Origin of the sequence: Luteimicrobium album (genome assembly GCF_030161555.1) — a bacterium.
Taxonomy (GTDB): Bacteria; Actinomycetota; Actinomycetes; order Actinomycetales; family Cellulomonadaceae; genus Luteimicrobium; species Luteimicrobium album.
Genome location: NZ_BSUK01000001.1, coordinates 2,726,878 through 2,739,883, shown reverse-complemented (window position 1 = coordinate 2,739,883; position 13,006 = coordinate 2,726,878). Strand labels below are relative to the sequence as shown.

10 protein-coding genes and 1 pseudogene are annotated in these 13,006 nt (G+C 73.5%); 7 read left to right on the top strand and 4 right to left on the bottom strand.

Features of this window, described 5'->3' with window-relative positions:
* Window positions 1-6: 6 nt before the first annotated feature.
* The 3 genes and pseudogenes from QQK45_RS14070 (at window position 7) to QQK45_RS14060 (ending at window position 4,400) form a co-directional block, all read left to right on the top strand.
* Window positions 7-1,302, top strand: a complete 1,296-nt coding sequence (locus QQK45_RS14070; RefSeq protein ID WP_284293821.1) for a DUF58 domain-containing protein — start codon at window positions 7-9, stop codon at window positions 1,300-1,302.
* A 978-nt stretch (window positions 1,303-2,280) separates the two neighbouring features.
* Window positions 2,281-3,324, top strand: a pseudogene (locus QQK45_RS22390) (copper resistance D family protein); the annotation flags it as partial.
* The gene (locus QQK45_RS14060; protein WP_284293819.1) at window positions 3,231-4,400 is read left to right on the top strand and encodes a cytochrome c oxidase assembly protein; all 1,170 of its coding nucleotides are present in this window, start codon (window positions 3,231-3,233) and stop codon (window positions 4,398-4,400) included. The pseudogene QQK45_RS22390 and the gene QQK45_RS14060, both read left to right, overlap by 94 nt.
* Window positions 4,401-4,435: 35 nt before the next feature.
* On the opposite strand, the gene QQK45_RS23300 is transcribed toward QQK45_RS14060, so the two are convergent.
* Window positions 4,436-4,954 carry a stage II sporulation protein M gene (locus tag QQK45_RS23300; protein WP_431310279.1) on the bottom strand — a complete coding sequence of 173 codons (519 nt, stop codon included), beginning with the start codon at window positions 4,952-4,954 and terminating at the stop codon, window positions 4,436-4,438.
* Entirely contained in the window at window positions 4,861-5,424 is a 564-nt protein-coding gene (locus QQK45_RS23295) for a stage II sporulation protein M (RefSeq protein WP_431310278.1), read from the bottom strand. Before QQK45_RS23295 ends, QQK45_RS23300 begins: the two co-directional genes overlap by 94 nt.
* Before the next feature lie 49 nt (window positions 5,425-5,473).
* Here QQK45_RS23295 and QQK45_RS14050 point away from each other — a divergent pair, with 49 nt between their 5' ends.
* The 4 genes from QQK45_RS14050 to QQK45_RS14035 all read left to right on the top strand — a co-directional run bounded on the left by QQK45_RS14050 (window position 5,474) and on the right by QQK45_RS14035 (window position 10,234).
* Complete coding sequence (locus tag QQK45_RS14050) at window positions 5,474-5,977, top strand: RDD family protein (protein ID WP_284293818.1); 504 nt, start codon at window positions 5,474-5,476, stop codon at window positions 5,975-5,977.
* Window positions 5,974-6,291, top strand: a complete 318-nt coding sequence (locus tag QQK45_RS14045; protein ID WP_284293816.1) for a hypothetical protein — start codon at window positions 5,974-5,976, stop codon at window positions 6,289-6,291. Before QQK45_RS14050 ends, QQK45_RS14045 begins: the two co-directional genes overlap by 4 nt.
* Window positions 6,292-6,378: 87 nt before the next feature.
* Entirely contained in the window at window positions 6,379-8,262 is a 1,884-nt protein-coding gene (locus tag QQK45_RS14040; protein WP_284293814.1) for a SpoIID/LytB domain-containing protein, read from the top strand.
* 118 nt (window positions 8,263-8,380) lie between these two features.
* Complete coding sequence (locus QQK45_RS14035; RefSeq protein WP_284293812.1) at window positions 8,381-10,234, top strand: SpoIID/LytB domain-containing protein; 1,854 nt, start codon at window positions 8,381-8,383, stop codon at window positions 10,232-10,234.
* A gap of 15 nt (window positions 10,235-10,249) precedes the next feature.
* On the opposite strand, the gene QQK45_RS14030 is transcribed toward QQK45_RS14035, so the two are convergent.
* Both QQK45_RS14030 and QQK45_RS14025 read right to left on the bottom strand, forming a co-directional pair.
* On the bottom strand, window positions 10,250-11,419 hold the full coding sequence (locus QQK45_RS14030) for an acyltransferase family protein (RefSeq protein WP_284293810.1): 1,170 nt from the start codon (window positions 11,417-11,419) through the stop codon (window positions 10,250-10,252).
* A 148-nt stretch (window positions 11,420-11,567) separates the two neighbouring features.
* Complete coding sequence (locus tag QQK45_RS14025; RefSeq protein WP_284295057.1) at window positions 11,568-12,668, bottom strand: acyltransferase family protein; 1,101 nt, start codon at window positions 12,666-12,668, stop codon at window positions 11,568-11,570.
* Between the last annotated feature and the right edge of the window lie 338 nt (window positions 12,669-13,006).

Below are 13,006 nucleotides of genomic sequence, written 5' to 3'. Positions count from 1 at the left end.
CGGCTCGTGATCCTCACCTGGCGGGCGTTCGCGCTCGCGGGCGTGCTCACGGTCGCCGTGCTCGTGGCACCCACCGCGGCGACGGTGATCGTCGCGACGGCCGTGCTGGTGCTCGCGTGCGTGGTCGACGTCGCGCTGGCCGCGAGCCCGCGCGACGCCGTGCTCGAGCGCGAGGTCGTACCCGCGGCGGTCCGGCTCGGCGGCACCGCGCGCAGCGTGCTCACGCTACGCAACGGGTCGCCCCGGGCGCTGCGCGGCGTCGTCCGGGACGCGTGGGTGCCGTCCGCGGGGGCCGGCGACAACCGCCACCCGCTGGCGCTCCCGCCCGGCGAGGCGGTGCGGCTGACGACCGGGCTCGCACCGACGCGCCGCGGCGACCGTGCCGCCGGTGCCGTGACGATCCGGTCGCTCGGCCCGCTCCGGCTCGCCGGACGCCAGGCGTCGCTGCCGGTGCGCGGGCGGCTGCGAGTGCTGCCCGAGTTCGCGTCCCGCAAGCACCTGCCCTCACGGCTGGCCCGGCTCCGCGAGCTCGACGGCCGCGCGACCGTGCAGGTCCGCGGCGAGGGCACCGAGTTCGACTCGCTGCGCGAGTACGTCATCGGCGACGACGTCCGCTCCATCGACTGGCGCGCGACCGCCCGCCGCGGGGACGTCGTCGTGCGGACGTGGCGGCCCGAGCGGGACCGTCGCGTGGTCGTGGTGCTCGACACGTCCCGGACGTCGGCCGCGCGGGTGGGCGACCAGCCTCGCCTCGACGCCGGCATCGACGCCGGGCTCCTCCTCGCCGCGCTCGCGTCGCACGCGGGCGACCGGGTCGACGTCCTGGCCTACGACCGTGCCGTCCGGGCCCGCGTGCGCGGCGCGTCGGGGACGCGGCTGCTGCCCGCGCTGGCCGAGGCGCTCGCGACCGTCGAGCCGGAGCTCGTCGAGGCCGACTGGCCGGGGCTGGTCGGGCAGGTGCGGTCGCTCGTCTCGCAGCGGGCGCTGGTCGTGCTCGTGACGACCCTCGACCCGGCCGCCGTCGAGACCGGGTTGCTGCCCGTCGTCGGGCCGCTCGCCGCGCGGCACCAGGTGCTCGTCGCGTCCGTCGCCGACCCGGAGCTCGACGCCCTCCGGGCCGACCGCGACTCGAGCGCCGACGTGTACGACGCGGCCGCCGCCGAGCGCGTGGGCCTCGAGCGCGCCGCCGTCGCGGGGATCCTGCGCCGGCGCGGCGCGGACGTCGTCGAGGCCGGGCCCGACGAGCTGGCCCCGCGCGTCGCCGACGCGTACCTGGCCCTCAAGGCGGCCGGCCGCCTCTGACCGCCGACCTGTCAGAACGTGATGCCCGGATACGGTGCGCAGGTTCTGACAACTCCCGCGGGTACCCTCGGGGGCATGGCCCGCCTGACGCGCGAGGAGCGCCGCCGCCGCACCGCGATCATCGTCGTGATCGCGCTGCTCGCGACGTTCGTGATCCCCTTCCTGGCGATCGTCCTGACCTGACCGTGTCCGCCGCCCCCGCCTCGGCAGCACCCCGGCCCGCGCCCTCTGCGCCGGGCGCCCACGCGCTCGTCGTCGCCCGCACGCTGCTCGTCGCGGTGACGAGCCTCGTGCTCGCGGCGGGCGCCCACGCGGTGTGCGGCGGAGGCCTCCCGGGCGGGTTCGGGCTGGCGACGGTGGCCGCTGCCGCGGCGCTGACCGGCGCCCTGTGCGCCCGCGCCCGGCTACGGGCCGCCGTGACCGTCCCCGCGCTCCTCGCGCTCCAGCTCGTCGCGCACGCGGCGTTCTCCGTCCTGTCCGCCGCCGGCCCGACGACGTCCCTCGCCCCCGCACGTTCGCTCGCCTCCCACGCGGGTCACCTCGCCCACGGCGGGCCGGCCGTCACGGGGTCGACACCCCTGACCGGCGCCGGGGCCGCCGTCGGGCACGGCGCTCACGGGCACGGGCTCCTCGCGGGCCTCACCGGTTCGCCGGTGGACCACGCGATGCTCGCCGCGCACCTCGCCGCGACGCTCGCGGTCGCGGTGCTGCTCGTCGTCGGCGACGCGGCGGCCGTCCGCGCGTTCCGGTGGTGGGCCTGCGTGCTCCCGGCCGTGCTGGCCGTCGTCGCCCGCCCGCTCCCCGGCTCCGCCGGCCGCTCTCCCCGCACACGGCCCCGCGGCCGTCGCAGGGTCGGGTCGTCTCGGGTCCGCTGCTCCGGCGCGGACCGCCGCTCGTGCTCGCGTAGGCGCCGGGCCGCGGTCCGTCGCGCCCGCGCGCCCTCGGACCACCTGACGCCACGACCCGTGGAGCACCACCATGACCCCGCCCTCTCCTGGGCTGCCCGCGTCCGGGCCGCCGACCTCGGCTGCGCCTCCCGGCGCAGCGCAGGCCCCCGTACCGCCGTCCTCCGCCCGGCCTCCTGCTCGCGACGGCGACGCCCCACCGCCGCGGCCGGTCCCGCCGGGCGCCGTCCTGCTCGCCGCGATTCCTCTGGGCGTGGTCGCACTGCTCGTCGCGCTCGCCTTCACCGGGGCGCTGCAGGGCGTGAGCGTCCTCGACGCCGGCCCCGTCGTCGACGTCGGCCTGCCGGTGGCGCGCGCGGTCCAGGACGGTGCCGCCGCGATCACGATCGGGTTCCTCGTGCTCGCGGCGACGGCGATCCCCGGCGCCCGGTCCGGGTCGCAGGTGATGGGGCGCTCGCAGTGGGTCGCGACCCGGTGGGCGGTGCGCGCGGGCGCCGTCTGGCTCGTCGCGCTGCTCGCGAACCTCGTCCTCGAGGCCGCCGACATCATGGGCGTGCCGCTCTCGTCGCCGGGCTTCGGGCACCAGGTCGTGTTCCTGTCCCTGCACGTCGAGCTCGGTCAGACCCTGCTCGTCTCGGCGTGCCTCGTGGCCGCGACGCTGGTCGTCCTGCTCACGAGCCGTCGGACGACGGCCGTCGGCATCGCGGCCGTCCTCGCGCTCGGAGCCCTCCTGCCCCTGGCGCTCGGCGGTCACGCCGCGGGCAGCGCGGAGCACGGCAACGCCGTGAACGCGCTCGCCGTCCACCTGCTCGGCGTCACGGTGTGGCTGGGTGGCCTCGTCGCCCTCGTGCTGCTGCGGGGCACGCTCGGCCGGTCGCTGCCGGTCGTGACCCAGCGCTACTCGATGCTCGCCGGGATCGCGTTCGTGGCGGTCGCCGCGTCCGGCGTCGTCAACGCGTGGCTGCGGCTCCAGTCGCCCGCGGACCTCGTCACCACCTCCTACGGCGTGCTCATCCTGGTCAAGTGCCTCGCGCTCACCGCCCTCGGGCTCGCGGGCTGGTGGCACCGGCAGCGGACCGTCCCGACGATGCGCGACGGCGACCGCGGCCCGTTCGTCCGGCTCGCGCTCGTCGAGGCGCTCGTCATGGCGGTCACGCTGGGCGTCTCGGTCGCGCTGTCCCGGAGCGCGCCACCGGTCGCCCAGAACCCCGTCACGGGGGACGTCCGCTACGAGCTCCTCGGCTTCCACTACCCGCCGCCCGTCACGCCGCTGCGCATGCTCACCGAGTTCCACCTCGACTGGGCGTTCGCCGCGCTCGCCGTGACGATGGCCGGGCTGTACGTGGCCGCCGTCGTCCGCCTGCGCCGTCGGGGGACCGCTGGTCCGCCGGACGCACCGCGGCCTGGCTCCTCGGCTGCCTCCTGTTGCTGTACTGCACGTCAGGCGGCCCGGCGGTCTACGGGTCGGTGCAGTTCAGCACGCACATGATCCTGCACATGGGGCTCATGATGTTCGTGCCCCTCCCGCTCGTGCTCGGGGCGCCCGTCCTGCTGGCGCTGCGCGTGCTTCCGGCACGGGCCGACCACAGCCGTGGACCGCGCGAGTGGATCCTCCTCGGCGTCCACTCGTGGTACGCGAGGCTGCTCGCCAAGCCCGCCGTCGCGGGCGTGATCTTCGCGGGCAGCCTCGTCGCGTTCTACTTCACGGGCTGGTTCCAGGCGGCGCTCTTCGACCACCCGGTGCACGTGCTCATGCAGGTGCACTTCCTGCTCAGCGGGTACCTCTTCTTCTGGCTGCTCGTCGGCGCCGACCCAGGGCCCGAGCGGCCGGCGCCGCCGCTGCGGCTCGTCGTGCTCCTCGTGACGCTGACGTTCCACGCGTTCTTCGGGATCGCGCTCATGTCGACGGACGCGCTCATCGCCGCGGACTGGTGGCACGCCATGCAGTACACGGACGACGCCGCGCTGCTCGCCGACCAGCACAGCGCGGGCGGGATCGCGTGGGGTGCGGGCGAGTTCCCGACCTTTCTCGCCGCCGTGATCGTCGCCGTCCAGTGGCAGGCGTCCGACAAGCGGGAGGCCCGGCGCACGGACAGGCAAGCGGACCGCGACGGCGACGCGGAGCTCGTGGCGTACAACGCGCAGCTCGCGGCGCTCGCCCGTCGGGACGCCGAGCGCGGCGAGGGCCGCTGAGCCCGGCCCGAGCGGCCGTCGTCGGGCGGGGGACCTCAGGCCGCGACCGGCCGGACGTCTCCCGCCCGCTCCGCGTCGACGTCGCCCGTCTCCCCCGCGCGGGCGGCGCGCCGGCCGAGCACGAGGACGTACGCCCAGAACGCGGCGAGCGCGAGCGCCCCGATCGTGAGCTTGAGCCACTCCGGCAGCCCCGAACCCGTCACGAACCCCTCGATCAGCCCGGACACCGCGAGCGCCACGACGAGCGTGATCGCGACGGTGAACAGGGCGCGTCCCTCCTCGGCGAGCGCGCGCGACCGCGGCCGGGGACCGGGGTCGACGAGGGTCCAGAAGATCCGCAGCCCCGCCGCGCCCGCGGTGAACAGGGCCGTGAGCTCGAGCATGCCGTGCGGGAGGATCGACGCGAAGAAGTCGTCGAGGCGGCCGTAGGTCGCCATGAGCCCGCCGACCGACCCGACGTTCACGGCGTTCTGGAACAGCACCCACACCGGGCCGATCCCCGTGATGCCGAGCGCGACGCACACCGCCGAGAGCCACGCGTTGTTCGTCCACACGACGCTCGCGAACGTGCTGCCGGGCGCGTAGTAGTCGCCGAAGTCGTGCAGGACGTACTGGTCGCGCGCGGATTTCGGGCCGAGGACGCGAGCGCCCCGGGGTCGGTCGCCACCCACCACCCGACGACGACGGCCACCGCGACCGACGCGAACGCGACCCCCGCGATCCACCAGCGGATCCGGTAGAGGGCTGCCGGCGCGGAGACGACCGCGAACCGGACGACGTCGGACCAGGCCGGCTCGTGCGCGCCGGCGAGCCGCGCCCGTGCCCGGGACAGCGACGCCGACAGGTTCGCGACGGCGGTCGGGTCGGGCGCCGTGGACCGGATCGTCGACAGGTCCGTCGCGACGGCCTGGTAGAGCCGGGCGAGCTCGTCGGCCTCGGCGCCGTCGAGCCGGCGACTCCGGGCCAGCTCGTCGAGGCGCGCCCACTGGTCGGCGCGCACGGCGGTGAGGGCGTCCAGGTCCACGGCGCCACCCTCCCACACCCGCCCCTGGTGGTGCCGGTACGCTCGCCGGGTGGAGGCTCCCGCGGACGGCGTGCTCATCGGCGAGGCCGTCGTGCTCGAGACGCGTCCGGCGTCGTTCGCGTCCCGCATGCTGGCCGGGCTGCTCGACCTCGCGGTGCTGACCGTGCTCGCGATCGCGGGCCTGATCGTGATCGGCGAGCTCGCGACGGACGCGAGCGGCCCCGCGTACGCGATCGTCCTCCTGGTCGTCCTGCTCGTGGGCGTCCCGACGACCGTCGAGACGCTGAGCCGCGGCCGCTCGCTCGGCAAGCTCGCCGTCGGGACGCGCGTCGTCCGGGACGACGGCGGCCCCGTCCGGTTCCGGCAGGCGTTCGTCCGGGCGCTCGTGGGCGTCGTGGAGATCTGGGCGACGGCCGGCTCGATCGCGCTGATCGTCAGCCTGTGCAACGCGAAGGGCAAGCGCGCCGGCGACTACCTCGCCGGGACGTACGTGCTGCGGGTCCGGGGCGGGCCGATGCTCGCCCCGCTCCCGCCCGTCCCCCGGCGCTCGTGACGTGGGCCCGCACCGCCGACGTCGCCCGGCTGCCCGACGGCCTCGCCCTCGCCGCCCGCCAGTTCCTCGGTCGCGCGGCTCGGATGGCGCCGGCGAGCCGGGCGCGCCTCGGCACGGACCTCGCAGCGCGCGTCGAGCGCTTCGTCGCCCCGGGACCGCCGTGGGGCACACCGCCCGAGGCCTTCCTCGCCGCCGTCCTGACGGAACGGCGTGAGCGCGAGCACCTGGCTGCGGCGCGCGCCACGCAGACCCAGCGCGAGCTCGCGGAGCGGGTCGCGCTGCTTCCGTTCGGCGTTCCCGATCCGCGGCGCTGACGGGCCGCGCAGAGCCCTCACACTTCCCGTCCACAGGCTTCGGCCGGACGGTTCAAGAAGGTCATCCACCCGTGGCAGAGTGTGCCCGTGACCTCGACCTCCGGTGCCCGCGCGAAGCTGCTCGGAACCCTCGCGTCCGTCCTCACCGCGCTCGCCGTCGTCGTCGGGTCGGTCGGTCTCGCGGCACCCGCCCAGGCCGCGACCACGCACGTCACGCTGGCCGGGCACTCGACCGCGTGGAGCGACCAGAAGACGACGCTCACCGCGACCTGGAAGCTCGGCAGCAAGGCCCACAAGGGCAAGGTGACGCTCCAGCGGAAGTCCGGGAAGACCTGGAAGAAGGTCGCCACCAAGACCACCACGAGCAAGGGCGTCGCGAAGTTCTCCGTCAAGCCGGCGTCGACCACGACCTACCGCCTGCTCACGTCCGGCAAGAAGGCCTCCAAGGCCAAGAAGCTCACGGTCAAGAAGGCGTACACGCTGACCACCACCGCGGGGTCGACCATCATGGCCGGGACCGGCAAGACGTTCAGCCTCACTTACCACCACCACGGCAAGGCCGCGTCCGGGACGGCGCTCGTCGAGCGGCACAGCGGCTCGACGTGGGTCAAGGTGACCAGCGTCAAGATCAGCAAGGGGCACGGCAAGGTCACCCTCAAGCCCACCGCGACGACGACGTACCGGTTCCGCGTCTCCGGCAAGGTCACCAGCGCGAGCCACAAGGTCACCGTGAAGGCACCGTCGACGTTCAGCATCACCGGCTCGGGCTCCGGGCACGGCGTCGGGCTCTCGCAGTACGGGGCGTACGAGATGGCGCTCGAGGGGAAGTCTGCCGCGCAGATCCTCCAGTACTACTACCCAAAGACCGAGGTCGGGACGACGACGAACCCAGCCCGTCGCATCCAGGTGCAGGTGTTCGGTCACGGCTCGGACACGGCGTCGACCACGACCGTGAGGATCAGTGCCGGGAACTTCCAGATCCTCGGCGATGCCGAAGACCTCGATCCCACGACGGTGGCGTCCACGACGCCCGTCACCCTCACGGTCGCCAACGGAAAGGTCACCGCGCGGGCCGGGGCGGCCTCGGTGACAGCCAGCACCATCCGGATCCAGTGGTCGGGGACCACGTTCCTGCCGTCGTCGGTCCCCGCCTACGCGACGGTCGCCGGCGCGCAGGGGACATACCGCAACGGCGAGCTGATCGTCACAGCGATCGACGGACAGCCCAACGTCGTCAACGACGTCCTGCTCAACACCGAGTATCTCTACGGGATCGACGAGATGCTCTCGGTCTGGGGCACGGCCACTCGCACCACGGACGGTGCGACTCACTCCGGCCTCGCAGCCCTTGAGGCGCAGGCGATCGCCTCACGCAACTATGCGCTGCTCCCCGCGCTCAAAGCGCCGATGGCCTCGTGCAACTGCCACGTCTACGACGACACCCGCTCCCAGAACTACACCGGGTGGAAGAAGCAGAACGGTTCCGGCGGAGCGACGTGGGTCAAGGCGGTCAACGCGACGACCACGGCGACGACCGACGACGTCGTGACCTACACGGACCCCGACACGCACGTGACTTCCTACGCCGAGACGGTCTACTCCGCGGCTCCTGGCTATCCCACCTCCTCCACGGGCGGGACGGCCAACAACAAGGACGCGTTCGGCACCCCGGCGATCCCGTACCTGCAGCACGTCACGGACCCGTACACGAAGGAGTACCCGCACCTTCCGGCGTCGGTCGCGCACTGGACGGACTCGATCTCGCAGGCGACCGCGAAGAAGGTCTTCGGGCTCTCGAGCGTGCGGTCGATCGCGGTCACGTCCCGCTACTCGAGCGGCCAGGTCGAGACGCTCACCGCGACCGCCGACAACGGGACCACCAAGAAGGCGCTGACCAAGACGTCGGAGCAGTGGCGGACCACCCTCGGGCTCCCCGCCGCCTGGGTCACGTCGTTCACCCCGAGGAAGTGACCGTGCGCCGTCGGGCGGTGGCCTGACCTGCCAGAACGTCGCTCCGGGTGACGAACTCGGACCACCGTGTCACGGTGGAGCGATGGGGATACTCGGACGAATCCGCGACGTCGCGGTCATGACGGGCCTGTCCGGGGCGCTGGCCGCCGGGCTCACGCTCGGCCTCGCCGGGCTCGCGGCGCCCGCGCAGGCAGCGACGACGACCATCACCCTGACGGGGCCGTCGAGCGCCTACCAGGGCGTGTCGACGAAGCTCACGGCGACGTGGAAGGTCGGCGGCAAGGCGCACGCGGGCACGGTGACGGTGCAGCAGCGCGTGAACGGGGTCTGGTACCTGCTCGGCACGACCAAGACGTCGAGCAAGGGCACCGGCACCATCAGCGTGAAGCCGCACGCGACCGCGGTGTTCCGGGCCAAGACGTCGTCGGGCGCGTACTCGGCGACGAAGACGCTCACCATCAAGGCGCCGTACGCGGTCCAGGCCAAGGCGGGCACGTCCACGATCACCAAGGGCAAGTCCACGACGATCTCCGCGACCTACACGTACCGAGGCGCGAAGGTCTCCTCGACCACCGCGACGCTGCAGCGCAAGAGCGGCTCGACGTGGGTCAAGCAGGCCTCCGTGAAGATCAGCAAGGGCGCCGGCACGGCCACGGTGAAGCCGTCGACGACGACGTCGTACCGGTACGTCGTGTCGGGCAAGGCGACGAGCGGGACCGTGAAGGTGACCGTCAGGACGACCGCTCCGAAGGCGCCCTCGTCGTTCACGGCCAAGGGCTCCGGCTACGGGCACGGCGTCGGGATGTCGCAGTACGGCGCGTACGACATGGCGCTCGCGGGGAACAGCTCGTCGACGATCCTCAAGACCTACTACAAGGGCACCACCCCGAAGTCGGTCACGACGCCCACGAGCATCGCCGTCCAGGTCTGGGGCCCGGAGCCCTACGGCTACGCGGCGGGCCGCTACTCCGACACCGCGAAGTCGACGACGGTCCACGTCGACACCGGGACCTGGCGCCTGCGCTCGTCGAAGGGCACGACGCTCTACGAGGGCAAGGCGCCGATCACGGTGACCATCGGTGTCAGCGGGTCGAAGGTGACCGCGTCGTTCGGGGTCACGAGCGGTTCCAAGACCGTCACCAAGAAGTACACCGACTCGACGCTGCGGATCCACTGGTCCGGGACGACGTACTACAAGTCGACCTCCACCAAGGCCGTCGCGACCGTCAAGGGCGCGCAGGGCTCCTACCGCAACGGCCGCTTCACCATCACGAACATCGGCGGCCACCCGAACATCGTCAACGACCTGCGCCTCAACACCGAGTACCTGTACGGGATCGCGGAGATGCCGTCGTCGTGGGGCGCCGGCAAGGGCAAGTCGGCGCTGGCGGCGCAGGCGGTCGTCGCCCGCAGCTACGCGCTCACCAAGCTCGGCAGCACCAACCCGAAGTGCCGGTGCAACGTCGTCGACGACGTCCGCGACCAGAACTTCACCGGCTGGAAGAAGCAGGACGAGGGGACGAACGGCTACTACGGCAAGCTCTGGGTCGCCGCCGTCGACACGACCGTGAGCTCGACCACCCAGGCCACGGCCCTCACCTACGGCGGCAAGGTCGTCGCGACGCACTACTACTCGTCGTCGGGCGGGCGGACGGCGAGCTCGCAGGACGTGTGGGTCGCGAAGGTCCCGTACGAGCAGTCGGTCGCGGACTCCTGGAGCCTCAAGGCTCCCGGCAACTCGTACGCGTCGTGGACACGGAGCGTGTCGCAGGCCACCGCGAAGAAGGTGTTCGGACTGCCCGACGTGAAGTCGATCAGCGTGTCCTCGACATACTCGAGCGGCCAGATGAAGACGCTCACCGCCACCTCGACGTCGGGCAAGAAGGCGAGCATCACAGGGAAGGCGGAGACCCTCCGCGCCAAGTTCGGGTTCCCGGCGGCGTGGGTGTCGTCGTTCACGGCCAAGAGCTGACGACTACGGCGCAGCTCACCGTCGGCGCTCGACCCGCCCGAACACCGCCACGAGTCCCCCGAGGGCGGCGGCCATCGCGGCGAACCAGGTGAGCCGTGTCGACCACCAGTCGCCGGACCACGGCACGGGCAGGCGCTCGTGCATACCGAGCATCACGACGCCTGCAACCGCGAACATCGCCGTGAGGTGCCACAGGTAGAGCGTCATCGAGCGGGCGCTCACCCACGCGACGAGACGCGCACCGCGGCCCGACGCCCAGCGCGCCAGGGCGTCCCGGGCGAGCAGGGCGAGGCAGACCTGGGCGATGGCGAAGGCCGCCACGGGCGCCGTCGGCGGAGCGAGGTTGGAGATCGCGTCGCCGGGCATCCCGACGAGGCTGATCGGGTACGGGCCGGCGACGATGAGCGTCACGGCCGCGGCGACGCCGCCCATCGCGCCCGCAACGAGCGCCGCCGGACGACGCGTCAGGGTGCCCTCGGCGCACGCGACGCCGAGCGCGAACGGGACCAGCCACACGAGGAGCAGGTTCACCCAGCCGGCCGCCGGGTGCCCGGCCTCGATCCGGAGGTAGTCCACCCCGACGACGGCGACCGCGGCCAGCCCGACGGCGGCCGGCAGCCGCTCCCCCAGCCGTCGGACGGCCCGCACCACGAGCGGCGTCGCCGCCGTGAGCGCCAGGTACACGCCGAGGAACCACAACGGCTGCGGGACCTTGTGCAGCACGGGCACGACGACGCCGTCGGGCACGCCGAGCGCCCGCAGCGCCACCGCCGCGAGCGCCCAGACCCCCAGGAGGACGCCGACCGGCCGGACGAGCCTGCGCACGCGATGGACGGTGAGGGCCCAGGTGCCGCGCGTGGTGGCTCGCCGCTCATGGCCCGCGGCCGCGCCTGCCGCGAAGAACAGCAGCGGCAAGGGCATGAGCCACGTCACGAGCCAGCCCGGGCCCGAGCCCAGGGCGTTGCCCACGTGCAGGGACCCGCCGCTGATGGACGCGTCGACCATCGACCAGTGCAGGGCGATGACGCCGAGCGTGCCGAGCGCACGGACCACGTCCACGAACAGGTCGCGCGCCGGGCGGGGCGAGCGGGCCGGGCGGGCCGGGCGGACGACGGCGCGGTCCTGGGGGCGACGCACCGGCAGGGTCGCGGGGCGGGGCGGGGACGGGGGTGCGGCGATCGCCATGAGACGCTCCTGGGACGGTTCCTCGGGGACGCCTCCATCCTTCGAAACCGCAGGTCAGGGCGGTATGACGCGCTCCTCCGACCTCGCCGTGGGGGCGCGCCAGGGCGGCACGGGGGACGTCCCCCGTGCCGCCCTCGGGTCGAACGGCTCAGGCCTCGCGCAGCCGCGGGACGACGCGGCCGAGCACCCCGGAGGTCCGCGTGAGCGCGCCCCCGACGGCGCGACGCAGGGCCGGCCCGGCGCGCCGCTCCACACCGTGGTGGACGAGAGCGGCGACGAGGAGCACGACGAACAGCGTCGTCGCGAGCGTCAGGTAGGCGGGCACGCCGGCCGGGAAGAGGTGGATGAGCCACCAGCCCCACCACTCGTGCAGCAGGTACACCGGGTACGTCAGCGCGCCGGCGAGGACGAGCCAGGACCAGCGCACCCGGCGCAGCGGCGTCCACGTCGCGGCGAGGAGCAGGCCCAGCGCGACCAGCAGGCCGACCCGGACCACGTCCGTCGAGACGGCGTGCTCGGTGGTGCCCGCGAACCGGCCCTGCAGGCGCGGGGCCAGCAGCCACACCACGAGCGCCACGTTCGACGCGAGCACCGCGAGCCGCGTGGGCGCCACACCGTGCCGTGCCACCAGGAACACCATCATCCCGGCCGCGAAGAGGCCCGCGTACTGGTCGACCAGCAGGGCCGCCGGCCAGTTGATCCCTCCCGGCCACGACGACCAGTCGACGTGCACGCCGACCTGCGCCAGCCCCACCGCGAGGAACCACGCCACGGGCGGCCACACCGCGCACAGCCACGTGACCCGGCGGGGCGTGAACCCCCACACCATGAGCAGCCCCACCAGCAGGTAGAACCGGAGCTCGGTCCAGAGCGTCCAGTACACGCCGTCCACGTCGTTCACCCCGAAGGCGGCCTGCGCCATCGTGAGGTTCGCGGCGACGTCGTGCACGCCCAGGTCCTTGCGCGGCCACACCACGAGCAGCAGGAAGCCCGTCGACAGGACCCCGAGCCAGTACGCCGGGTACAGCCGGCCGACACGTGACGCCACGAACGACGGGACCGACCGACCCCACGCGCTCATGAGGATCACGAACCCGCTGATCATGAAGAACAGCTCCACGCCCAGCGCCCCGTACACCGTGACGCCACCGAGGTTCGGGAAGACGCGCGCCACGTCCGTGTGCCAGGCGGGGTTGTCGCGGGCGGTGAAGTGGTAGAGCACCACGCCGAGCGCAGCGAGGAGGCGCAGGCCGTCGACGAGCGCAAACCGCTCGCGGTGCTGCGGTGCCGTGGGGGCCGGGTCGGTGCTGGTCGTGCTGGGCTTTCGTGGTGCTGGTGCTGGTCGTGAGCGTCGTCGGTGTCGGTGCCGGCGCGGTCATACGCCTCCCCTCGGACGTGGCGCTGGGCCCGTCCTCGGTCTCGGTTGTGCGTGCCACCTGCTCGCACGGTCGCGTGTCGTTATCTGTTCGTGATCTTTCGACCGTACGAACGCTGCGCCGTCGGATGCAAGCCGGGAGGCACGAACCGGGCAGATCACCAGCAGACCCACAGCCGCCACCTGGTCCGCACGCACCGCCTCAGGATCGC